Here is a 24310-nt window from a genome sequence, read left to right as displayed (position 1 = left end):
CGATAAAGCTGAATATGATGCTTCAACATAAATAAAAGATGCAGTAATAAACACTTTATAAGGCAAGGAGTTAGTGAGATGCGCAAGCTTCTGTTTTCGGCAGTGGTGGTTTCGCTCGCGTTAGGCCTGGCTGGCTGTGATGATGCGAAAAATAAAGAGACAAACAGTGCGGCTGCGGCAAAAAGCGACGCGCCAAAAGAGGGCGGTTCGCTGATTATCGGGATTACCTCCGGCGACCCGTTAGCCGTTAATCCGCTCTATGCCAGTGACCGTACGACGTTAACGATCATGCAGGCGCTCTATGCCCCGCTGTACAGCTTTAATAACGGCAACATTGAGTGGGGCCTGGCGGAAAGCCTGACGCCCTCCGCCGACAACCTGAGCTATACCCTGACGTTAAAACCCAACCTCAAATGGCAGGACGGCCAGCCGCTGACGGCGGACGACGTGGTCTTCACCTTCAATAAGCTGCTGGATGCCAAGCAGCACAGCTTCTTCCGCAGCATGTTTACCTACGGCGGCAAGCCTGTTGAGGTGAGCAAGGTTGATGAGCGCACCGTTAAGTTCACGTTACCGCAGGTCAGCGCAGCCTTTACCGGCACGCTGGTACAGATCTACCCGATCCCGCAGCACGTGTTCGCCGGTGAAGGCGACCTGGAAAAGAGCACCAAAAACGATGCGCCGGTAGGCTCCGGGCCGTTCAAGTTTAAAGAGTATCGCGCCGGGCAGTATTACGCCCTGACCCGTTTTGACGATTACTGGAACGGCAAAGCGAAGCTTGATTCAGTCACCTACCGTTTCGCCAAAGACAGCAACGCCGCCAACCTGGCGCTGCAAAACGGTGAAATCAACCTCAAGATGGTTGACCCGCAGGATGTAAACCGCCTGAAAAATACCGGTAAGTTTGACTTCGTGGTCTATCCGGAAGGCCGTCTGGCCTATATGACGTTCAACCAGAACGTGCCGGTGATGAAGAGCAAAGCGCTGCGTCAGGCTATCGCGTATGCCATCAACAAAGACGAGCTAACCCAGACCGCGTTTACCTCGCTGGACTACGCTAAACCGGCGACCTCGTTCCTGACGCCAGATACGCTTTACAAGACGGATGACGTTGAACAGTACAAATTCGATCTGCAAAAAGCCAAAGACCTGCTGAAGACGTCCGGCGCGCCGGACAACCTCAAGCTGCGCCTGGCGTATGTGAACACCAACAAAACCCAGGAGAGCATGGCGCTCTACATTCAGCAGGCGCTGAAGGGCATTGGGGTGAACGTGGAGCTGATGCCGCTGGACTCCAACGCCATGTCTCAGCGCAGCCTCGATATGAACAATACCGCGTGGGAGCTGAACCTGGGCGGCTACATCATGGGCTCAGAGCCGGACGGTTACAAATCGCTGTTCATGAGCAACGAAGCCTATAACTACGCGCACTACAAAAATCCGCAGTTTGATGCCCTGTGGGATAAAGGCGCGGTGGAAACCGACGCTGCGAAACGTGCCGATATCTACAAGCAAATTCAGCAGACCGTGGCGAACGACATGACCTACTACCCGATTGCCTACACCAATGCGACCGTCGCGGTGGACAAGCGCTTCGGCGGCACCCAGGAGGCAGAGCCGAAACCGGTCTATCTGTTCCAGGATCTGTCAAAAATCTATCAGAAATAAGTGATTGCCCCGGCCGTCAGGCCGGAGCTTTTGTAAGGGCACGTCGTGAACACACTTCTCACGCGTCGGCTGCTGCAGCTGCTGCCGATGCTGTTCTTTATTTCACTGGTGGCGTTTTTGCTGGTCAAACTCGCGCCCGGCGATCCGGTGGCGGCGTACATTACGCCGCGCATGGCCCCGGAAGATATCGAACGTATTCGCCAGAGCCTGGGGCTGGATAAGCCGCTGGTCACGCAGTACGTCCTGTGGCTGAAAAACGTCCTGCAGGGCGATCTCGGCTATTCGCTGATTTACCACCGCCCGGTGCTGGAAATGATCGGCGAACGCATTCCGGCCACGCTGGGGCTGATGGGCGCGTCGCTGCTGATGGCGATCGTGCTGGCGATCCCGCTGGGCCTGCTGGCGGGGGCCTTTAAGCACCGCTGGCTGGATCACCTGCTGAACCTGTTCGCCTATATCGGCATCTCGGTACCGATATTCTGGTTCGGCATTCTGCTCATCACCGTTTTTGCCGTGCAGCTTAACTGGTTCCCCAGCATGGGGATGCGCACCATCGGCATGGAGGACAACGGGCTGGATCTGCTGCGTCACGGCGTGCTGCCGTGTATTGCCCTCACGTTCTACAACCTCTCCAGCTATGTGCGCTACATCCGCTCCAACACCATCTCGCAGCTCTCGGCCGACTACGTGCAAACCCAGCTTGCCTACGGCGCCACGCGTTCCAGTATTCTGTTCCGCCATGTGCTGAAAAACGTGCTGCTGCCGGTGATTACCCTGTTCGGCCTGTCGTTCGGCGAGCTGATTGTGGGGGCCTATGTAACCGAGAGCGTCTTCTCCTGGCCGGGGATGGGGCTGCTCGGGATCCAGTCGATCGCCTCGCTGGACTACCCGCTGATCATGGCGATCATCATGCTTTCGTCGATGATGCTGATCGTCGGTAACCTGATCGCCGACGTGCTTTATCGCTTCGCCGATCCCCGCATTCGTACGCTGAGGTAGCCCGGATGAGCAGACGCTGGCAGCAGGTTCGTCACCAGCTGCGCCGCAACCGTCCGGCGCAGTTCTCCCTGTTTGTGCTTTTTGTTTTCGTTGTCGCCGCGCTCTGCGCGGGGTTAAGCCCGTACGATCCGGATCGGATGGCGCTCGGCGCGCGCACGTTGCCGCCGGATGCCGCGCACTGGTTCGGCACCGACGAATACGGCCGCGACTACTTCACCCGCGCGCTGTATGGCGGCCAGATCTCCCTGATGGTCGGTTTTCTGGCGATGCTCTTTTCCACGCTGATCGGCACGGTAGTGGGAACGGTGAGCGGCTATTTTGGCGGCTGGCTGGATAACCTGATGATGCGGGCCGTGGATATCCTGATGGCCATTCCGGCCTTCTTCCTGCTGCTGGTAGTGAATGCTTACCTCAAGCCGGGCGTGGATAACATCATCCTGATTATCAGCCTGCTGACGTGGATGAACATGTCGCGGCTGGTGCGTGCCGAAACGCTTTCGGTGAAAGAGCGCGAGTACGTGCTTTATGCCCGCGCGTCGGGCGAGCATCCGCTGCGCATTATCGTGCGCCACATCATTCCCGGCGTGCTGCCGACCATTATCGTGGCGGCCACGCTCAATATCGCCTCAGCTATTCTGATGGAGTCAACGCTCAGCTTCTTAGGGCTGGGGGTGCAGGCGCCTGCGGCGTCGTGGGGAAGCATGCTTAACAACGCGCAGTCTTATATTGGCGAAGCGTCGTGGCTGGCGATGTTCCCCGGCATTCTTATCCTGCTGACGGTGTTCAGCTTTAACGTGCTGGGCGATGTGTTCCGTACCGCCTTTGAGCCAGGAGCGAATCGCGATGAGTAACTTATTAGCGCTTGAGAACCTGCAAACCACGTTCCGCACCCGCGAGGGCGAGGTTCACGCGGTGCGTGGCGTGAGCTTTCAGGTTCAGCCGGGCGAACTCGTCGGTATCGTTGGCGAGTCGGGCTGCGGGAAAAGCGTCACCTGTAAGTCGATTATCCAGCTTCTGGGGAGCAACGGACAGATAACCGGCGGCAGCATCCGCTTCCAGAATGAAGATCTGGCGCAGAAAACGCCCGCGCAGATGCGAGCCATTCGCGGCAACGAGATCGCGATGATTTTTCAGGATCCGATGACCGCCCTGAACCCGGTGTTGACCATCGGCAAGCAGATGGCTGAGATCCTGATGCGCAACAAAGGGCTGACCAAAAAAGCGGCCAAAGCGGCGGCGATCGCCATGCTGGAACAGGTGGGCATTGCCGAGGCGGAACGCCGATACGACCAGTATCCCCACGAGTTCAGCGGCGGGATGCGCCAGCGGGTGATGATCGCGATTGCGCTCTCCTGCAACCCGAAGCTGCTGATTGCCGACGAACCGACCACCGCGCTGGACGTGACCATTCAGGCGCAGATCCTGCGCCTGCTGAAAAGTTTGCAACAGCAGACCCGGACCGCGATTTTGTTGATCACCCACGATCTCGGCGTGGTGGCGCAGGTCTGCAGCCGCGTGGTGGTGATGTACGGCGGGCTGGTGATGGAGGAGGGGAGCGTGGAGGACATTTTTTATCGCCCTGCGCATCCTTACACCCAGGGTCTGCTGGCCTCGCTGCCGCGCCCGGATGAGGTGAATCAGCGTTTATCGCCGATTGAAGGTTCGCCGCCCGGTCTGCTTAACCCGCCGCCGGGCTGTCCGTTCGCGGAACGTTGCCCGAAGCGCATGCCCCAGTGTGAACGGCAGCCCGCATTTTACACCGCCGGAGAGGGCCATCGCGCCGCCTGCTGGCTATGGGCTGATAAGGAGATTCAGGCATGAGTGAACACCAGGCGCCATTAGTGAGCGTTCGCGATCTGCGCAAGCACTATCCGCTCAACGCCGGTTTGCTGCGTAAAGGCGTGGCCGTGAAGGCGGTTGACGGCGTGAGCTTTGATATCCAGCCCGGCGAGACGTTTGGCCTGGTGGGGGAATCCGGCTGCGGAAAATCCACCCTCGGGCGCGCCATCCTGCGCCTTTTCGATATCACCTCGGGCGAGATCCACTTTGCCGGGCAGGCAATCGCCCACGCCCGCGAAAGAGAGCTTAAGCCGCTGCGTAAGCGGATGCAGGCGATTTTTCAGGATCCCTACTCCTCGCTCAACCCCGGTATGACCGTGCGACAGCTGGTAGCCGAACCGATGCAGATCCACGGCTACAGCCGTGAAGAACAGCGGGAACGTACGGAAACGCTGCTCTACAAAGTGGGGCTGAAGCACGAACACCTTGAACGGTTCCCGCATGAGTTCAGCGGCGGGCAGCGTCAGCGCATCAGCATTGCCCGCGCGTTGTCCGTGCATCCTGAATTTGTGCTGTGCGATGAGCCGCTCTCGGCGCTGGACGTCTCGGTGCAGGCCCAGGTGGTGAATATTTTGCAGGATCTGCAGCAGGAGCTGGGGCTAACCTACCTGTTCATCGCCCACGATCTCTCCATGGTGCGCCATATCTCCAGCCGCATTGGGGTGATGTATCTCGGTAAACTGGTGGAGGTGGCTCCGGCGAATGAACTGTATCAGCGTCCGGCACACCCTTACACCCGCGCGTTGCTGGCGGCGGTTCCCCAGCCCGATCCGCGCATCCGCAATCTCGAAGATGCCACCCTGCGCGGCGACATTCCAGGACCCACGTCCGCGCTGCCGGGCTGTAAATTCTGCAGCCGCTGCCCGCACGCCATGCCGGTTTGCCAGACGCAGGAGCCTGCCATGCAGGAGATTGCGCCAGGGCATTTCGCGGCGTGCTGGCTATTTAAGATTTGAGCCTTAAACGTGTCGGGTGGCGCTTCGCTTACCCGACCTACAGGGTTTTGTGTTTCGTAGGCCGGGTAAGGCGAATTATTTGCCACGCAGGTGTATGATAAATCCACCTCTGTCAGGTTAATTACAACGTGCAGACGACAACAACCCCTCAAAAAATTGCCGCCTGCCTGTTTTAGGTTGGATACATGCGTAAAGGAAAGTTAAGCAGTGATGCGCCATTCGGGACGTTGTTAGGCTATGCGCCCGGTGGCGTGGCGATTTACTCTTCAAATTACGGCAGTCTGGACCCGCGCAGCTACCCGGAAGATGCGGATTTCCGCAGCTATATCGGCAACGAATACATGGGCCACAAGTGGCAGTGCGTTGAGTTTGCCCGCCGTTTCCTGTTTCTCAACTATGGCTTCGTGTTTACCGACGTCGGCATGGCGTGGGAAATCTTCTCCCTGCGCTTTTTGCGTCAGGTGGTGAACGATAACATTTTGCCCCTTCAGGCTTTTGCCAACGGTTCAAAACGCGCGCCGCGCGCCGGGGCGCTGCTGATCTGGCAAAAGGGCGGCGAGTTTCACGAGACCGGTCACGTGGCGGTGATCACCCAGCTTCTGGACGATAAGGTGCGTATTGCAGAGCAGAACGTGATTCACTCCCCGCTGCCGCTCGGCCAGCAGTGGACGCGCGAGCTGCGTCTGAGCGTGGAGAACGGGTGTTACACGATCCATGACACCTTCAACGACACGGAGATCCTCGGCTGGATGATCCAGACCGACGACACGGAACACAGCATTCCTCAGCCGGAAATCGACGGCGAGCTGCTGAAAATCAGCGGCGCGCGGCTGAAAAACAAACGTCAGTTCGACGGAAAATGGCTAAACGAAAATGACGCGCTGCAGCAGGCGTATATCCGCGCCAACGGCCATGTGATCAACAAAGATCCCTGCCAGTACTTCACCATTACCGAAAGCGCCGAGCAGGAGCTGATCAAGGCCACCAACGAACTGCACCTGATGTACCTGCACGCGACGGACAAGGTGCTGAAAGACGACAGCCTGCTGGCGCTTTTCGACATTCCGAAAATCCTCTGGCCGCGCCTGCGCCTCTCCTGGCAGTGGCGTCGCCACCATATGATCACCGGTCGTATGGATTTCTGCATGGATGAGCGCGGCATTAAGGTCTACGAGTACAACGCCGACTCCGCCTCCTGCCATACCGAGGGCGGGCTGATTCTCGAAGAGTGGGTGAAAAACGGCTATCGCGGCAACGGGCATAACCCGGCGGAAGGGCTGCTGGAAGAGCTGACCGGCGCATGGAAGCACAGCCACGCGCGGCCGTTTGTCCACATCATGCAGGACAACGATGTCGAAGAGGACTATCACGCGCTCTTTATTCAGCGTTCGCTGATGCAGGCCGGCTTCGAAACCAAAATCCTGCACGGGCTGGAGGCGCTGAGCTGGGATGCCGCCGGGCAGCTGATTGACGACGAAGGCCGTCACGTCAACTGCGTGTGGAAAACCTGGGCGTGGGAAACGGCGATAGAGCAGATCCGCGAGGTCAGCGAAACCGAATACGCCGCTGTGCCGATCCGCACCGGACATCCCGAGGGCGAGGTGCGACTGATTGACGTCCTGCTGCGCCCGGAGGTGCTGGTCTTCGAACCACTGTGGACCGTGATCCCCGGCAACAAGGCGATTCTCCCGGTACTGTGGCAGCTGTTCCCGAACCACCGTTACCTGCTCGACACCGATTTTGAGGTTAACGATCTGCTGAAGCAGACCGGCTATGCCGTCAAGCCGATTGCCGGACGCTGCGGCAGCAATATCGATCTCATCAGCGCCCAGGACGAACTGCTGGATAAATCCAGCGGCAAGTTTTTCGACCGTAAAAACATCTACCAGCAGCTGTGGTGCCTGCCGAAGGTCGACGGCAAGTACATACAGGTCTGCACCTTTACCGTGGGCGGGAACTACGGCGGAACCTGTCTGCGCGGCGATGACTCGCTGGTGGTGAAGAAAGAGAGCGATATCGAGCCGCTGATTGTGGTGAAGGATTCGCTATAAAAATACCCCCGCAGGGTTGAGGGTTCCCTACAAAATAATGCCTGCACAGACGACCCCCTCTCCCTTGAGGGAGAGGGCTGGGGTGAGGGGGAACATACGGCTCTGGTGGTCATTCCGTTCACTTTATGTTCCTTGCTACTCTTTAACGACATGGCCTGTGAACGTGCCAGGGTGGCTCAGTCGCCACCACCCTGGCGACCCGGGCTCCCGGCGGTAAATCGCCGCTTCGCGGTGCCCTCGGCTTATTCCTTCCGGCTTATCGGGGACGGGCGGAGGTAACGTCCCTGTAAAGCCCGCCCTCTCGGCGCATCCATGCGCCTCGCCCCGGCCGGAAGGCAACGCCTCAGCGATTTACAGCCGGACCAGGGCATCGCAGAAAGCCTTTAGTCGTTCTGAAACAAGGTTATTGCTTCTGCTTAAAAAATACTGTGGATCCCTCAGTCCGCAGGGCATCCTGCGGGTTTTTTTCGTTACTGTTCTTCCTCTTCCTGCCCGTTGATCTTCAGATCGATGATGTGGCCAATCTGGTCATGATACACCGTCAGCAGGTTGTACTGGCTCATCTCGGAGATGATCTGCGGTGAGACATTAAAGCTGCGGGCCAGCTCCTCCTGGTGAAAATAGCCCGGCTGACGCCGCCTCACTTGCGCACGACGGCGGTTGTACTGATACCACAAAATCAGCAGCCAGCCGTTGAGCGCGGCGAACAGCAAATAGATCAACACCGTATTAAAGGACGCGATAATCACGCCCCAGCGGTGGTCGCTCTCATCGGTTAGCTGTATCCAGAGCCTGGCATACAGGAAAAACAGAAATCCTCCCCACGCCACCAGCGTTAACGCGGCATCGAAAAGACGCGGCAAGAGCCGATGCTCGGTCAAAATTAAGGTGTTTTCGTTCATTGAATGCTTCCTTTTCCCCGGTCCGGACTGATCCAGCGCGCGCGGGCGCGCTGGCGTTTAAGCATCACTTTTGGAAATGCGACGAGGGTGGTAAACAGGCCTATCATCCAGTACACCATCGGGAACCAGATCACCCAGAAAAGCGAGCTGGCCACTTTTCGTTCATAGCGTCGCTCGATGAACAAGCTGACCAGGAACTGCAGCAGACACATCACGCCCAGCAGCAGCCCGGTAAACTCCGGTGGAAAAAGGCTCTCCACGGTCAGCCTGGCGGGAACAGGCGCAACCTGGCTGAGGAGGAACAGCAGCACCGTCATCGCGTACGCGAAGGCCCACAGCGTTGACAGCGCGTACTCCATAAACAGCGGCCACATGCGGTGATGCTCCCAGCGCACAATCCTGCGCAGGTTGACCAGAAACACCTCCGCGCCTCCCTGGGCCCAGCGCAGACGCTGTTTCCACAGGCCCTTCAGCGTCTCCGGCATCAGGATCCAGCACAGCGCCCGCGGCTCAAAAAAGATATCCCAGTGGCGCAGCTGGAGCTTCCAGCTGATGTCGATGTCTTCGGTGATCATGTCCGGGCTCCAGTACCCGACGTCCGCCAGCGCCTGCCGTCGAAAGGCGGCGATGACGCCGGAGACGGTAAAGACCCGGCCATAGATCCGCTGCGTCCGCTTAATAAGCCCGATGATGGAGGAGAACTCGCCCACCTGAATGCGGCCAATCAGCGTGGAGCGGGTGCGAATACGCGGGTTCCCGGTGACCGCCCCAACGTGGGGGTACTGAATCAGCGGGGCCACCAGATAAGCGGCGGTATCGCGATCGAGCAGGGCGTCGCCGTCAATGCAGACCAGCAGATCGCCCCGGGCCGCCGCCGCCCCGGCTTTGAGCGCCAGCGCTTTCCCCTGGTTCTCCGCGAGGTTAATCACCCGCAGGCGCGGCTGTTCCTGCGCCAGCACCTGCAATACCTCCGCCGTGTTGTCAGACGAACCGTCGTTGATGGCGATAACTTCTATATTTTCATACCGCTGATCCAGCGCGGCGCTGATGGTCTCCCGGGCATTTCGTCCCTCGTTGAAACAGGGGATAAGAATGGAGATGAGCGGCTCACCCGCGAGCGTTGGGGCGGGCGTGTCTTTATCCCACGACCAGTGGCGTTCAAGCTGATACCAGAAATAGAGGCCGCCGGTTATCCAGAGCACCGACATGAACAGCGGCCAGAAGAACACAAAATCCAGAATCAGTTCGCCGGTAAAGAGGGCGGCCACGCCTAACGGCAACCCGAATACCAGACATAAAATAGAGAATGCGATAATGCGATCAGTCATTGTCAGGGTACCAGTACGAAGAGAATTCAGGCCTGATGCGTGAGATATCAGGTTGGTTGTTGAGGAAGTCGTCGGGGTAGTAACCGTAGTTTTTGACGCCGTTCAGCTGGAGCACGCGCATCCACTGCGCAAGCTGGCTATCGGCAACGGCGCGCTGCGGTTTCTGTTCCCAGTCCTTGGCCTGCAGCTCGAAAATGGTTTTATCGAGCGCGCCGGGGCGCGTGGCGACCGCGTTAACCAGACGCGTCAGCCAGGCATCGCTCTCGTCTGCCGGGACGGACTCCATCAGCGGCATGGCCATCGGTACCGTCCAGTCATACTCCGCCAGAAAATCATCAAGATTCTGCGCGAACCACGCTTCGCTTTCGGGCTGCAGAATGGGTAAGGCGAACATGTTGCGCGCGGTTTTTATGTGCGGGCCACGGATATGCTTTACCGCCAGGCTCAGGGCGTGGGTAAACCCGATAAGCGTCTGGCTCTTCTGGCGAGTCGTGTCCTGTCCGGCATCGTCCACGTCCGTCAGCACCGCGTCGTCATGGAACAAAATCCCATTGAAGCTGGCATAGCGGGCCAGATCTTCATAGATGTCCGTCACCTGCTGGCGCACCTGCGGGTCCCACGGGGCGAGCCGGATATAGGGCTCGGTGGCTTCGCGCTGCTGGCCGGTTTGACGATCCCGGCGCTGCACGCGCGGCAGGGCAGGATCGAGATCGAACGAGAGCACCGGCATCCATGCGAAGACTTTTACCCCTGCGCGGGTTTGCAGCTGCCAGGCGACAAAATTAAAGAGATCGGCCCGGACCGGCAGACGACGGTTGGGGAAATAGAGCGCTTTGATCCTGCCGTCGCCCTGCGGGTCGGCAAACGCCTGCAGGAAAACATGGCTGATTTTCATGTCATAGACCCGCTGGATCAGCTTGTTGATGTTTTGGGTCTGCTGGGCCGGATCGGGATCGTAAACGTAGTCGAGATCGACGTGCATGACGCGCACGGGATCGCGCTCCTGAACCTGGCTGACCGTGCTGGCAAACGCCTTGAGCGAGGGATTACCGGCGATCAGCAGGCGGGGGATGTTGCCCAGATCCTGCACATTCCCCAGCCCGTCCTCAAGGGTGAAGGCCAGCTGATAACCCTGCTGTCTGGCGATAGCGAGCGACGTACCGCTGGCGGCGCCGTAGGGCCAGACCCAGGCGCGCGGCGCTTTGCCCGTCACCTGCGTGATTTTTTCAGTCACTTTGCGAACGTCATCGCCGATCCGCTGGCTGAACTGCTGGTCGGTTTCATAGCGGCCCGTGGCTTTGTCATAAAAGCGGTTGGCGATCGCCGGTTCCCGGCTGCCCTGCGGGTTGGCCGGAATGCCGTAATGCGAGGCCCAGGTATGCGATCCAATCTCAATCAGCGGGGACTGGCTGAGCTCGCGCACCATGTCCCACGTCGCGAAGCGATCGCGGGGCGTCATCAGGCCGCCGAAGTTAACTTTTTGATTTGCCGGCGTATCCACCCAGCTGCCCACCGGCGCCCACAGCGCAGGAACGTTCCACGCCTGAAGCAGCGGCCAGACGCGGGTGTAAAAGCTGCTGTAGCCGTCGTCAAAGCTGAGCAGAACGGCTTTTGGCGGCAGCGTTTTTTTGCCGTCATGGGCATCGAGAATGTCCTGCACGCTGATGGCGTGATAGCCGTTGTGCAGAAGCCAGCTTATCTGCTCGTTTAAGGCGCTGGTGCGAACGGAGAGATAGCGCTGATCGGCAGCATCGTCTTCGACGTCATGGTAGGCCAGGACCAGAAACTGGTTCTTCGGCCAGGGTTTACTTGCCTCCAACTGCGGCCGATCTTTGGGCGCAATGAACGAAATCGCCTGCGCGCAGACGCTCGCGCTGAGGCAGAGCCAGCCGAGGAGTATCAGTCTCACGGAAAAACGTGTGTTCAGCATATTCATCCTTAAAAGCGTAAAGTCGCGTCAAATGTGACGGAGAGGTTGCTCTCGCGTTTGCCGTCGTAAGGGCGTTTATCCCAGTTCAGCATCACGCCGGTATCAATAACGTTGTTCCACTGAACGCGTTGTCCGTAACCCAGCAGGGCGATGGCGCCAGCGGACTGATTTTTCTGCCAGTAGCTGCCGCCTCCGGCCACGAACTGCTGGCTCCAGAGGGTGTCGTAATGGCGGACCATTTCATGGTCAACGGCCAGGGCAGCCGTCACGGACAGATCCCGCGCCGGGTTGTAATAGAGCGTGTCCCGCAGGCTGTTTTTACTGGCGGCGATCCCCGGTTCGAGATCCAGCGTCAGGGACGGGGTCTGCCAGAGACGCTCCTTGCCCGTGAGGGTGTATTCCTGGCGGTGGTTACGATCGGAGAAGCGGCTGAGGGCGGCGCTGAACTGGTACTCACGCCGCTCGTTTTGATACCAGCGCACCCCGCCTTCACCCCGGTTGGCGCTAATTCCGTTGCGTAAGGCCCGAAGGGGCGTGGTGCGCGACAGGCGCTCAAGGCTGCCGCTGACCTGCCAGCTATCGGTCACAAAGTATGTTGTTGCGAGGCGAGCGCCCGGCTTGTTTTCACCGTGATAGCGGTTGCTGGAAAGCTCGGCTTCGAGCTGCAGGTCGCGTGGCCGCCATTCGACGCCGCCCAAAAGGTGACGGCTGGTGCCTTTGCCCTCATCGAAATTACTCTGCGCATAGCGGGTGCCCGCAAACAGCCGCCAGCTGTCCGCTACGGGTGGGCCATAGAGCGTGGCGTCCCAGCTCAGGTCGTGCGTCCCGCTGATGGGGCTATCGGAGTGCAAACCCTTGCTTGCGATGAGGCGCAGTTCGGACATGTGGTGGACCGTTCTGAGCCTGTCGAGACGCCTGGCGCTGCGATCGTTGGGCGCGCGCGCCAGCACGTCGTCGGCCAGTAAATCCATCTGTCGCCACTCCTGAAGATCCATCGCGACGTAGGCCTGCTGTTGCTCCAGCTCTGCATTGGACGGCTCCAGCGCCTCCGCCGTTTTCAGCTTTTGCTCGGCCGCGCGCGGCAGGCCCCGCGCCTGAAGCAGGGTGGCGTAGTCAATCTGTAACCCCTGATTGCCCGGCGCCGTTGTCGCCAGACGGTGCGCCAGCATTTCGGCTTCCGGCAGGGCATTCGTCGCCAGCAAATAGTTAAAGCGGAGCGACTGTCCGGTAAGCCACCTGTCGTTCGGCTGAGGGGTAGGGGAGCCGAAATCGTAACGGGTCCAGGGGACGTTGCGGGTCTGGCGCTCAACGTACTGGCGGGCGGCCTGGTAGTCTCCCGTATCCAGCCAGGCGTAGAAAAGCGCGTGCTCCTCGTCCTCTGGGTCGGAAGCGTATTGCGGGTAGCGTTGCAGAAGCGCGAAGGCGGCGGCCGCGTTTTGCTCCTGCAGATACGCGGAGATGACCCAGCCGATTGCCCAGCCCGGCACCGGATGCCGGGCTGTCGTAAGATCCTGATATTCGCTAATCACCTGTGGGTAATCCGCATGGGCGTATAGCGCGCCAAGCCTGTCGATACGTGCTAGGACGACGTCTTCCGCCGCCTGCGGATCGTTTTGCCAGCGAGCAAGCAGGGCGTCGTAACGATTCAGCGCAGATTGCGCAAGCTGCAGACGCTCCTTTTCCGTTCTGCCGGGCACATCGGCAAGGCGAACCCGTTCGGCGGCGGCATTACGCTCAAGACGGCGACGCTCCGCGGGGGGCAGCGTCACGCTTTGTGAAAGCTGGAGCGCGGGGGTATTCACCCGGTTATCCGTAAGCGCGTCGATCAGTTCGCTGAGGAGCGCTTTATTCTCGGGTGCGATATTCAGCGCGCGGGTTTCTCCCAGAAGCCGATCCCAGCTTTTCCCCTGGCGTAACCAGACATACGAGAGCGTCTGAAGATGCGCCTGAGAGGGATTTTCCGCCACCAGCCGTCGGGCTTCCTGCAGGGCAAGCGCATCCATGCGGGCATCGGCCAGGGTTTTGATATAGCCGATACGATAATCATCGTTATCCGGCGCAAGGCTACGCGCCTCTTTCCAGAGCGCCAGGGCCGGCTGCCACGCTTTTTGATTTCGCCTGGACTGCGCGACGGCAGCAACGCCGCGGGCGGGCAGCGGCATATAAATGCCGTAACGCTGCCAGACCTGAATAACCTCGTCATCATGACCCGCCCAGGCTGCAACCTGTAACCAGTCCGCAACTTGTTCAGGCGTCAGGGCATGCTGCTGCTGATAACGCTGAAGATAATCGAGAAACGGCGTGTAATTACCGTTACGCGCCTGTTGAATCTGTTGCTCATAAACGGATTCAGTCGCCTGAGACAGAACAGGAAAGAGGAATAACAGAAACAATAATGTTGGGGCGCGATAAAAGAATAACGTATTGAAGCGAAGTGAACTTTCCATATCTATTTGCCATTTGTTTATCATGAATCCATTGCATAACACGGCCGCCTTTAAACTCAGGGGTTAAAGGCCATAAATGAGAACATTAAATCTGAATGCAGTGATGTTACGGGGTACTTACCTAAAGGTAATTATGGATCCTTATCTCAGTGGACTGGGTGAAAGCTAATGTACACCTGATATGTTGCCGGATAAATATGCTGAAAAGCGGCTGAGTAGTTTTGAGATAATTCTGTAATGAGCAGGTTTTAATGATTATTTTGAATTGGTGATTTAATCATAACTCACTGAAATAAAATCATTTTATGTTTATTGTGACAGTTTTGTATATATTTTTAATGCTGTTTATCTGCCTCAATTAAAGTACTTTCTGGTGCATGTTTGGGAAGTTTCATGACAAAAATTCTTAATGTTTAGAGAAGTGACTTTTCTGCGATTGTTTTTTATTTATAATTAATGGCAGCCATTGAATGATAGTCTACAGGAAGTCTTTCTCATCAATGTCTGTATTGAGGGATGTCCAAAGCCGGAATACATTTATCGTTAATATAACAGCGCTATAAAACGAAGGCGGCCTTCTTTCCGAGGGATCGTTCTTGCTTTAATCTAAAAGGGATGGTTAGTGGCAACTTCAATAGTGTTAGTGACTCAGGATCGCTACCTTGTCAGGGGGATGCGGATATTTTTTCCGGATATTATCCTGCTCGACTCGATTGACAGAAACATATTTGATAACGGTGCAGATGAATATTCTGTATTGATTGATAGCCGTTCTCCGCTCCGTTTATATGATTATCTGATACGCCATCCGGCCCGAACGAAAAAAACGATCTGCTGCGTTATGCTTGATATGCGGCACCGCGAGGAGAATCTGCTCAGTATGAAGTTATTTATGAACACGTCGCTCACCGCGCCGGATATGGCCTCGCTGTTTAATCTGGTGCTCAATATGAAGGGCAGGCGCCTGACCACGAAGTGGCTGCTTAACTTACGGCTTAGCACGCACGAAGCGATCATGCTGCGGCTGCTGAGGGCAGGGATGCCGATGGAAGCCATTGCCGATGAGCTGAATACGTCGGTGAAAAGCCTCTATCGCAAACGCACGGCGCTCTCGGAACGTCTGGGGGCGGAGAACTTCAACGAGGCGTGTTTGTTTATCTTTAAAAACAAACTGCTGGACGCAGGTGGGAACGATCCCTAGTGAGGGGAGAAACCAAAAGCAAATTCAATCTTTCTGCGCCCCAGGCGGGGCACAGAAAAGTTTTGCAGATCACTCAACGCTAAGTGCAGTTTCCGTTGGGATAAAGCTGTTGATTATGCGGACGTAATGCTTGCGCTGCGCTTCGGTAAATTCGTTATAAGACGCCAGCGTAAACACCAGTAGTTTGCGCGACTCGGGGTTCAGCTTCGGGTGATGTGGCAGCGTTACGATGGAAGAGACCTGCCGGACCCAGGCGCCATCCTCCAGAAATTTATTGGCGGTTTGCAGCACCTGCAGTTTGGCTGGGCCAATTTCATGGCGCAGGTTTTTTCCTTCCACCTCAAATCCCGGCACATAAAGCTTCATTTTCTCCCACTGCTTCTCACAGAAATCGTCCACCGTTTGATCTTTTTCCAGCGTGGTGCGGTTTATCAGTATGTTGTACTGATTATTGTCCTCATCCATATAGCGCAGAATATTAATGGACTGATCTTCCTGAGGCGTAAGCGTCATGAAAGTGCCTTCATTAATAGGATAAGTCATGGGGGTTTTGTTCATGTAAGTCCTTTTCATCCTTAATGTTTTATCGGGATAAGGGAATGATCTCAACGCGGCGGTTTTGCGCCCGCCCTTCTTTGGTGTCGTTATTGGCGACCGGCCGGGTGTCACCAGCGCCTTCGGTAATGAACTGTTCGGCCGGGAGTCCCGTATACGCCACCAGCCAGTCTTTAATGACCTGCGCGCGTTCGGCAGAGAGCGCCATGTTCGTCGCGGCAGAGCCGGTACTGTCGGAATGGCCAATTATGAGGAATATTTTTTCTGGCGAGCGGCGAATTGCAGGCACGATCGTGAGCAGGGTTTTTTCGCTGTCGGGCATGAGATTGCTGCTACCGTTCGCAAAAAGCGGCACGGTATCCGCCAGAGGGAAGATCGATGCGTTGTCGTCTGCGGTAACATTTTCCCGTAACGGAGAAAATTGCCTTATCTGCTCGCGTATTTCGCCGATGTTATGCCGGGCATAGTAGTAAACGCCGCCGGCCAGACAGGCTAACAGTAATAGCAGCGTGATAATGGCGGGCAGTGGAGATCGACGCCGCGGCGCTGGCTTAACGAGAGGGACTGGCGCAGGCCATGCGGCCTCGGGTTCCGGTAGCGGCGGTAATGGCAACGGAGGTAAGGGCGGCATGGCAATCGTGGCAGAAAGGGCAGGCAGGATACCGTATCTTTCTCCCAGCCACTGCGACCAGGCGCCGTGACGGGTAAACCCCTGACCATAGTCGGCAAGGATGACGCCTGCGAGATCGAGCGGGGTGTTTTTAAACAAGGTTTGCATGACGTTCATCAACCGGCTTTCGGCAAGCCAGGCGATAAAGGTACTGCCGAGCGCATATCGCTGAATGGCGTAAAGATTCTGTCCGTCATCGCGGGCATTAAGCTTGTCCACCAGATCGTGGAAACACGATTCCAGCGTCAACTGACCGTGCGGCGTCAGAGAGCGGGTCCAGATCGCCCGGTCGGGATCGTGCGAATGGCGTTGCTGGCTCAGACGGGTATAAAAAGCCGGTATGCAGGGCAACTGCCTGTTAAGCCGTATGGAGGTGAAGGCGTATTGCCAGGACATCAGCTGTTCTGTCAGCAGAGCGCTGTTCTCCATACCATCGACGAGCACGGGAAACAGGGCCACTGTCGCCATGGGCGGGTGCGTCTCTTCCGCATGCGTGAGCCGGCTGGCGAGCGTAGTCGAATGTTCGGCTACCATCCAGACGATGTGTCCGTTATCGCTGGTTGATAAATTGGCATGGTGAAACCATTTTCGGGCGAAGGGGCCGGTAATCAACACCATCAACCGTGGAGAGGTTGCTGGTGTATCTTCGTCGCCTTTTTCCGGTTCAGGGTCCGCTTCCGCGCGCATCAGCCAGGTTCGGGGTGCGCAGGTGGCGCGCAGCGACGTCAGCGCGTCGGTTTGCCCTTCGACCTGTTCCAGCAGCGTAAGCAGCTTTCTGGCATAGCGGAAAATCAGCTTGCTGTCGGAACGAAGCAGGGCGGCAAGCAGTGACGTAATATCGTCATTCGCCTGGCTTTGGGTGTAGCCATAAAAGTAATGCATTAACGAGTAACGCTCCCAGGAGAGCGCATTATCTTTCTGGTTTATCATCAGGCGCTTGTCGAAATAACCGCATAGCAGCTGGCACAGCGCTTCGCTCTCTTCGGCAGCCTGGTTCTCCTCCTGCAAGGCTTTATTAAACTGCTCGATGAGCGAAATGAGTCTGAGCTGAAAATCCGCCGCTGAAGGAATGATGCCGTCGAAGGAAATCAGGGTATCAATGCCGATCAGTCGGCAGAAAAAATGTTCACTTTTCACCATGTTTTCTCCGTAACGGTGCCCCAGCCAGAGGTTATTGACCACGGACATATCCGCACGACAGCAGGCTGCGCGGCGGTGGCGGTTTTAAATTCGAGCGAGAGTGTGAGGTTGTCATCCGGGGATGCGGTATGCAGCGCTTGCAGTTCCCGGCCATCAAGCGTGCGTTTATAGAGCAGCATGTTTTGCGGGTTATAAACGCCAAGGTGCAGCTTTTCCGCGTCTCCATCGTCAGCGCGCCAGACGGCGGGCTCCAGCGTGAGGTTTTTTTTGTACCAGACGTACTGGCGGGCAAGCCATTGCGCGTGGTCATCGGGCGGCGTTGGGAAAAAATTGATCTTCTCCGCGCTCATTACCTCCGGCAGTACGGTGCCCTTTTGCAGGCAAATTCCAGTCTGATACTCAAACGCTCGCAGAGGACGCGCGGATCCCGTGGTGTAAGGCGACAGACTTGCGGCGTCCTCTGTTTCCAGCCCCAGTAGGGTTCGGACGCGTTTTTTCGAGATGTTGTCTCTTTCCCACCAGGCTTTATCCACTACGCCTTGCGCTTTGGCCTCGTTTGAGTGATCGCCCCAGACTTTGCTGTGCTCTTTACGCTGATAGAAATGCCAGAGCAGCGGCTTGTGCGGATGATAAATGTCATAGCCGTAGGTGAAGGCGCGTACCGCCATGGCGATCTCTTCGCCGGCGAAAAAAATCTGCGGATCGTTAGGTACAGTGCTGACGAAATCGCCGTGCGTAAAGATAAAACCGCCCGCGAGATAGCTTCCCCGCACCGGCTCGGTTGCCGTAAAAGGCGTGGAGGTAAGCATGGGAATACCCTGCGGATTAAATTCGCGAAATATCAGGCGGCTGACATAGTGCTTTTTGCTGGCCTCTTCATCTTCGCCTGGGCGATAAGGCGGGGGATAGGAGGAGAGTATGGGCCGCGCGCTTTTCTGCTGTAACTGGCGCAGCATGGCGATCATTTCGTCATCCCAGCCGGGAATAAAACGGCAGTGGGAATCGATTTGCAGGAAATAGACTTCCTGTTCAAACAGCGTTTCCGCCATGCTGCGTGCCCAGCATGCACCCTGGCTGGCGTAAAAATGGACGCTGATAAAATCAATCCTGGCCTGGCGGTAGCGGAAGGTAACGACTTCACGCCCCGCAACGATCCGGCTACCTTCCCGGATCATGCCGCTTTGTTCAAACAGCGACAGGTTTTCGTCGTCCTGCCAGCAAACGGCGAGATGCAGATTCTCCGGATGAGCGGCTTGCTGCAGCATGTTCTTTAGCGTTGGAATGAGTTCCGGGTCGCGGTAGCTTGCGATGCTGATAAAAATTGTCGCTGGGGTATCCATTTTTCCCAATCCATTCAAAAGCTGATTACGGAATATCAAAAACGACTTCCGCTTTGGCGTTAAAGGTTCCACCTGCGGGGGCGGTTTTACCGCTGGCGAACAGCGTGGCGTTCCAGGCAAATTCGGCGGGCCCCTGGCTGGTAATACTGGTTTTTTGTTCTGATGTGCTGCCGTCCAGCTTCATCGCCTTGCCTGCGCCATCGGTGATTTTTATGCCCAGCCGATCCAGATTGCCGTCTGCATCTTTTACGCGGATATACGAACCATCTGAGGAGGGGGTATCGGCGATCATCGAGGCGGTAGTGGAATAGGTGCCGTAGTCGCTTTTGCAGGTAATGGTGAAATCCAGATTGCGGCTCACGCCGCTACTGAGCAATGACGGGGTCACTTCGTTGAAATCAATCGTTTTGGCGCTGTCGACATCGCAGGTGGGAGTGCTGATGATTTTGATATCGCCAATCGCGAGCTTCATGACATACGAGGCCGGATCGGCCGTCATCAGGTAGTTATAGGCAATATCCCCGGCGGGCAGAACGGTATCGCCGTTCGGATCGCTCAGGCGCAAATTGTTCGCCGTTTTAAAAAACTGGATGCGGTAAAAAGAGGCGGCCACATAATCAAATGTGGCTTCTTGATTCCCCCCCGAAATGGTCAACTGACTGGTGGAGGGAAAGTTGCCGAATGCAGTGCCATTGCTCCACAGCAGCTTAATGCCGATGCCCGGTATAGTGGTCGGATAGATGCGGGTTGACGAGTCCTGTCCCGTCAGGTTGATCACTCGTTTCCCGTACTCGGTGCCGGCAACGCAGTGGTCATAGCCAATATTCTGGCCTGCCTGATTGCTGTCGAACTGGGCGATCGGGGTTGAGGTGTCTATGGGGGCATTTGCGTTGATACGAATAACCTGCGAAGGAATGGAAACCGCGGTCGGCGCGCCGCGCGCCAGCGTACAAACGGCGGAAGCGGCGGGCGTCAAAGCAAGGGCACAAAGTGTAATGGCGATCCTTAACATGTTTTATTCCTTCTCGTGATTCAGCATGGCGACTATCTCAGGGGGATACATTTTCAAGAGGTCGGCAAAGCTTTTGCCGATGCTCTCTTCCGCATACTTCAACACCTGAACAAGCGGGCTGCTGGGTTCGGTCATTGCAAACCAGCTGCGGATTTCCTGTAAGCGGTGCAGCGCATCGGCGCGGCTTTCGATACTGCGGCGCGCCTCCGCGACGGCAGGTGGCGCGATGGGGGGAAGATCCGCCACTGCGGGGAGCCCACTGTCGGGACGCTCCTCGATCTCCTGAGCCTGTGGCGTGTCGTCCTCCACGATGGACGGCGAAACGAGCGGGGCAGGGGCCAGGCCGCTGAAATCGTTAGCGAAGAAGACCAGCAGATTACCGAGTACGGCAAATTCAGGCGCATCATGCCCGAGCGTGTCGGCAAGCATGCTTTTTATCTCCAGCATGAAACCGTACGCCTGGGTAAGCGGGAAGAGCCTGTCACGGGCATTAAGTTGCCACTCATGAATAATGGCGGCCATGGCTGTATCCGACAGCGCCCCCTCTTCCCGCGGAACCTGATGCGCTTTTTCAAACTCTTTGATGGTGATTTGCAACCCGGAGGCTTTCGGTAGCGGTTGATTGCGCAGGTCGGCAAGCAGGCCGTTAGCATCCTCCAGCTCGGCGAAGGCGTTAGCGCGCAGCATCGGGGCGAACTCTCCCTCATCAAGAAGCTGCGGATGCAGGTCGTCCGGCCAGGCGCACAGTAAGGCATGAAGCGCTTCCAGACCTTCCGCCAGGGCGGGGAGTCCGACTTTACGTAGCCGACAACGCATCAGGATGATAATCAGCCGGACGTCTTTGCTTTTCTGCAGTAGGGTCTGACATTCGCGTTCGGTTTCGGCCCAGTTAATGGGCTCCGCCGCTTCAACAAAGTCGCCATATTCCACGCCCAGTTTGGGCTGGAGCCGGGACTGCAACATGATGAACGCAGGGTCGTAATCGAGCGTCTCGCCGCAGGCGTCGCTGCCCGCGATGGGGGACATCAGGGGCTGGTAATAATCAGAACAGGTCAGATGGTATGTTTGATTCATCGCACGTATCTTTTTGCTGTGGGTATAAGCGTTAACTAGCGGTGATACATTTCCGGCTCGAAGCTCATGCCGTAAACCGGATCATCACAAGAATGACGCTCCAGCCAGCTTGCGTAACCAAGCTGGTGGGAGCCATCAAGCCGGGCCTGCGGCACCTGATCGGCTGCCAGTACCAGTTGCACATCCCAGGCATATTCAAAACCGATAAAGCTGCGCACCAGTTCACGCAGCACAGACATATCGCTGCCCCACGGGCTAAACAGCATGTACTGGGGAAGGGTCAACGGCCCCATGAGCAGCTTGAATTTATGCTGTCTGTCCAGCACGGTGTTGCCGAGGATCGCGCCGTCTCCCAGTAGCCCGGCGCAATGGCTGTCGCCGAGCGCGGTTTGATCGTTACGCTCCAGGTAGATCCATTGCAGCTCAAACTCTTCCATGCGAACCGGAACGCCAAAGTAGTAATGCATCGCCCCCAGCAAGCCGTCCGGGTTACGGGCTTCGCGAATAAGGTGGGCGGAAGAGGCCAGCCGGGTGTGAATAGGTAGCGAATCGGGAGAGAGCTCTGCCGGATCGAGGCCGATCAGGCTGCCGACGTAAAACGAAAACCGTTCGTCGTCCTGCCTGTCCAGCGAGGCGGTGTCCTGCGATAAAAACCACGCGCGATAAAACAGGCTGAGCGCGCGGTGATGAAAAATATCAACAAAATCAATCAGCGTTGGGTCGTGCTGCTCGTAGCGGGAGTAAGCCAGTTCGGAAAGATGGAGCGGCATGGCGCCTTGCGCCCCCCAGATACCCAAACCAAAAAGCTGCAGCTTGATTTTGTCATCCTGCTGGCTAATGGCGGCGATTTCACGCGGCGCAAAAGTCATGCTGGCCACTTGCCCTAGCCGAAAACGCTCCTGTGAGGGCAGCAGGGCTTTTCCGGGGGGCGCTAACTCAGGAGTGCGGGCGGCAATTGCGCGCATTGTGCTGATAAAACCCGCTTCCCAGGGTTTGCTGTCATCGAACCAGGCGTCGACGGATTTCATAATGCGCCTCGTCTGCCGGGACGCGCTTTCCAGCGCGCGATTAAGCCGCGCTGCATGGAGTGCAGCTCGGTTTCGGTAAAGATATTGATTGCCGCGTGCCGCGCCAGGTAGTTTTCCATTACCAGGCCAAAGAGGTACGGACTGATGCCGGAGAAACCCTCTTCATCGACGGTTAAACTGCAGCGCACGCCGCGTCCGTAAACCAACAGCCCCTCCTCTGACAGGCGACGCACCACGGGCTCGGTTTTACACCCGACCAGACTGTTAATTTGCGTCAGGGTTTCCGTATCGGCGGAATTGGTGAACAGGCGCAGCATATTACGCAGCGATTCGCCGCCCCGGGCGTGTTCCATCTCGAAGAGAGGAAGATAGTTAAAGCTAAGCTGACGGATAAGTCGCCACGCTGCCTCACCGACGGCGAAAGGCGAACGCGGGGCGCTTGGCGAGCTGACGAAGCGGGCGCCGTGAATCGGAACGGAGTCCGACATGGTCAGCTCAAGGCTGCCGGTACTGGTCAGCAAGCGGGGCAGGTCGCGGTTGGTTACCATGGCGTCAACCAGCAGGTAGCGAATATGTTCGCTATAGGGCGCTTCCTGTTGATCGACCAGCGAAATAAAAATCTCCGTGCCGCTGTAGGGCGTGCGGGTGTCATATTTACGGTGGCTCGCCTCTTTCACCCTGACTTCACGTCTGATAGAGAAATAACGGCCAAAATTACCGGTGTCGCTGTGTCGGGTCTGATAGAGCGGATTAAAGGTTAGCTCTTCGCTGGTTTCCGCCTGTAAGCCGAAGACTTTATCGACGGAAAAGACTTCATAGTCCATAGGACGGCTGCGATCCGGCACAATGTGGAAATTATTCAGCGCGCGGTTAACTTCAATTCGGTCCACGCGTTTGGGAAAGAGGTTAATCACCGCAGTGCAGTGAAGTAAAAAGCGCGAGGCGTCCAGATGCGGCACCAAATCCTGCGGCAATGTGTTGAGCAGTATAATAATTTCTACTTCATTGGTATTATTCCCTTCCAGCGCGGTGGCCAGCTGAGCGATCGAGAAAAAATAAAATCGCTCGCGGCAGGCGATATATTCCTGAATCAGTGTGTGCCCGTGGAACATATTCCATTGCAAGGGCAACAGGCTCTGATCTGGTGCCAGGCCTTCAAACTTCAACGCATCTTTGACGATAACGTGATGCTGATTTTTTTCACCGTCTCCGCTACGTACCACCACCGCGACATGCCTGCTGTGAAGCAATTCAAAGGTATGTGATACCACGCGTTCATCACCCTGAATATAAATGGGTAACTCATCCAGTCCGTTCAAATCTGAAAATACTAAATCACCCTGTAAACGCAGCTTAATGCGCAGTGCACCCTTTAGCTGCTGGTGGTTGAGGCGATGAATTTCCAGGTTAGGAATATCAGGAGGGACAGAGGTTAACCGTACCTCTGCAATATCCAGCGGCCACAGCGTGACGTCCTGATTATTTCTGAATTCGCAACGCGTCATTTCTCCAGGCAATAACCGACTGTAAAAAGTGCTTTTTTTGGGAATGACATAGCCTTGCGTTAAATCGCCTTCTTTTAGATTCGGCTGTAGCTGAACGACCCCCATCGACGGCATTGGTGAATTGTAATTTGGATAGATGATATCCAGTAGTCGTTGGGTAAATTTTGGAAATTCTGCATCAAGTTTCATCTGCGTTCGCGCAGATAAAAAGCAGAATGACTCAATCAGACGCTCTACGTATGGATCGGCAGTTTCTATGCCCTGCATCCCCAGTCGCCCGGCGATTTTCGGATGCCGCTCTGCAAATTCACGCGCCATTTCCCTGACAAACGTCAGTTCCTGGTTATAGTAATCTAGAAAGTTGTGTTCCACATTGCATCCCGTCAATTTCGCGACTTTCTTTAATATCGCCCGGATTCTAGAATTAAATGGGTTCTTCACGATCACACTTTTTATCGTCCATGGCGAAATTAGGAATCCCGTTTGAGCGATTTTCTTAAATCCTGCCTGCTATTCTGATTAAAGGTTTTTCTTATTGCTAAGTATGTTTAGTATTAATCCGAAGTAGCCAGTTGTGCCTCTGTGAATACTCCAGCGCAGGCAGGGAAAATCTGTTCCACTACAGGAGTAGTGGCCGAAAACGACGTCAAATTAAAATGGGATGA

At 56.5% G+C, this 24310-nt stretch carries 18 protein-coding genes; 7 read left to right on the top strand and 11 right to left on the bottom strand.

The genetic code is table 11. The annotated features are described in order from the left end of the window. Nucleotides 1–78: 78 nt before the first annotated feature. The 6 genes from GVO84_RS18890 (at nt 79) to gss (ending at nt 7513) form a co-directional block, all read left to right on the top strand. Nucleotides 79–1668 (top strand): ABC transporter substrate-binding protein, encoded by a 1590-nt coding sequence (locus GVO84_RS18890; protein ID WP_159514895.1) that lies wholly within the window; start codon nt 79–81, stop codon nt 1666–1668. Nucleotides 1669–1713: 45 nt separating this feature from the next. Beyond that, a complete protein-coding gene (locus GVO84_RS18885; RefSeq protein ID WP_010435561.1) occupies nt 1714–2667 on the top strand; it encodes an ABC transporter permease in 954 nt (317 codons plus the stop codon). 5 nt (nt 2668–2672) lie between these two features. Further along, nucleotides 2673–3518 (top strand): ABC transporter permease, encoded by an 846-nt coding sequence (locus GVO84_RS18880; protein ID WP_159514894.1) that lies wholly within the window; start codon nt 2673–2675, stop codon nt 3516–3518. After that, nucleotides 3511–4488: an ABC transporter ATP-binding protein gene (locus tag GVO84_RS18875; RefSeq protein WP_159514893.1), complete on the top strand. Its 978-nt coding sequence runs from the start codon at nt 3511–3513 to the stop codon at nt 4486–4488. The genes GVO84_RS18880 and GVO84_RS18875 overlap by 8 nt, the downstream gene beginning before the upstream one ends. Then, nucleotides 4485–5462 (top strand): ABC transporter ATP-binding protein, encoded by a 978-nt coding sequence (locus tag GVO84_RS18870; protein ID WP_159514892.1) that lies wholly within the window; start codon nt 4485–4487, stop codon nt 5460–5462. The genes GVO84_RS18875 and GVO84_RS18870 overlap by 4 nt, the downstream gene beginning before the upstream one ends. Nucleotides 5463–5647: 185 nt before the next feature. Beyond that, nucleotides 5648–7513: a bifunctional glutathionylspermidine amidase/synthase gene (gss, locus tag GVO84_RS18865; RefSeq protein WP_159514891.1), complete on the top strand. Its 1866-nt coding sequence runs from the start codon at nt 5648–5650 to the stop codon at nt 7511–7513. Between the two features lie 470 nt (nt 7514–7983). On the opposite strand, the gene pgaD is transcribed toward gss, so the two are convergent. From pgaD to pgaA, 4 genes are read right to left on the bottom strand one after another with little or no spacing between them, the layout of a single operon-like run. After that, the gene (pgaD, locus tag GVO84_RS18860) at nt 7984–8415 is read right to left on the bottom strand and encodes a poly-beta-1,6-N-acetyl-D-glucosamine biosynthesis protein PgaD (protein WP_159514890.1); all 432 of its coding nucleotides are present in this window, start codon (nt 8413–8415) and stop codon (nt 7984–7986) included. After that, nucleotides 8412–9743, bottom strand: a complete 1332-nt coding sequence (gene pgaC / locus GVO84_RS18855; RefSeq protein WP_159514889.1) for a poly-beta-1,6-N-acetyl-D-glucosamine synthase — start codon at nt 9741–9743, stop codon at nt 8412–8414. The genes pgaD and pgaC overlap by 4 nt, the downstream gene beginning before the upstream one ends. After that, nucleotides 9736–11673 (bottom strand): poly-beta-1,6-N-acetyl-D-glucosamine N-deacetylase PgaB, encoded by a 1938-nt coding sequence (gene pgaB, locus GVO84_RS18850; protein WP_159514888.1) that lies wholly within the window; start codon nt 11671–11673, stop codon nt 9736–9738. Before pgaB ends, pgaC begins: the two co-directional genes overlap by 8 nt. Before the next feature lie 8 nt (nt 11674–11681). After that, nucleotides 11682–14120, bottom strand: a complete 2439-nt coding sequence (gene pgaA / locus GVO84_RS18845) for a poly-beta-1,6 N-acetyl-D-glucosamine export porin PgaA (RefSeq protein WP_159514887.1) — start codon at nt 14118–14120, stop codon at nt 11682–11684. Between the two features lie 673 nt (nt 14121–14793). Here pgaA and GVO84_RS18840 point away from each other — a divergent pair. Continuing rightward, a complete protein-coding gene (locus tag GVO84_RS18840) occupies nt 14794–15321 on the top strand; it encodes a helix-turn-helix domain-containing protein (protein ID WP_045403948.1) in 528 nt (175 codons plus the stop codon). Nucleotides 15322–15390: 69 nt separating this feature from the next. On the opposite strand, the gene GVO84_RS18835 is transcribed toward GVO84_RS18840, so the two are convergent. The 7 genes from GVO84_RS18835 to tssF are packed head-to-tail and all read right to left on the bottom strand — an operon-like array spanning nt 15391 to nt 24017. Continuing rightward, on the bottom strand, nt 15391–15879 hold the full coding sequence (locus tag GVO84_RS18835; RefSeq protein ID WP_121424653.1) for a DcrB-related protein: 489 nt from the start codon (nt 15877–15879) through the stop codon (nt 15391–15393). Nucleotides 15880–15904: 25 nt separating this feature from the next. Continuing rightward, on the bottom strand, nt 15905–17686 hold the full coding sequence (locus GVO84_RS18830) for an OmpA family protein (protein ID WP_159514886.1): 1782 nt from the start codon (nt 17684–17686) through the stop codon (nt 15905–15907). Then, nucleotides 17680–19026, bottom strand: a complete 1347-nt coding sequence (locus GVO84_RS18825; RefSeq protein ID WP_159514885.1) for a GlcNAc-transferase family protein — start codon at nt 19024–19026, stop codon at nt 17680–17682. Before GVO84_RS18825 ends, GVO84_RS18830 begins: the two co-directional genes overlap by 7 nt. A 25-nt stretch (nt 19027–19051) precedes the next feature. Further along, on the bottom strand, nt 19052–20038 hold the full coding sequence (locus tag GVO84_RS18820; RefSeq protein ID WP_159514884.1) for a fimbrial protein: 987 nt from the start codon (nt 20036–20038) through the stop codon (nt 19052–19054). Nucleotides 20039–20041: 3 nt separating this feature from the next. Beyond that, nucleotides 20042–21112: an ImpA family type VI secretion system protein gene (locus tag GVO84_RS18815; RefSeq protein ID WP_159514883.1), complete on the bottom strand. Its 1071-nt coding sequence runs from the start codon at nt 21110–21112 to the stop codon at nt 20042–20044. A gap of 35 nt (nt 21113–21147) precedes the next feature. Then, nucleotides 21148–22140: a type VI secretion system baseplate subunit TssG gene (gene tssG / locus GVO84_RS18810; protein ID WP_121424648.1), complete on the bottom strand. Its 993-nt coding sequence runs from the start codon at nt 22138–22140 to the stop codon at nt 21148–21150. Further along, nucleotides 22137–24017: a type VI secretion system baseplate subunit TssF gene (gene tssF, locus GVO84_RS18805; RefSeq protein ID WP_121424647.1), complete on the bottom strand. Its 1881-nt coding sequence runs from the start codon at nt 24015–24017 to the stop codon at nt 22137–22139. Before tssF ends, tssG begins: the two co-directional genes overlap by 4 nt. Nucleotides 24018–24310 lie beyond the last annotated feature (293 nt).

This window comes from Enterobacter sp. SM3, assembly GCF_009811935.2.
In the GTDB taxonomy this organism is placed as follows: domain Bacteria; phylum Pseudomonadota; class Gammaproteobacteria; order Enterobacterales; family Enterobacteriaceae; genus Enterobacter; species Enterobacter asburiae_D.
The sequence above is the reverse complement of the archived record's forward strand: the minus strand, read 5'-3'. Positions and strand labels throughout refer to the sequence as shown.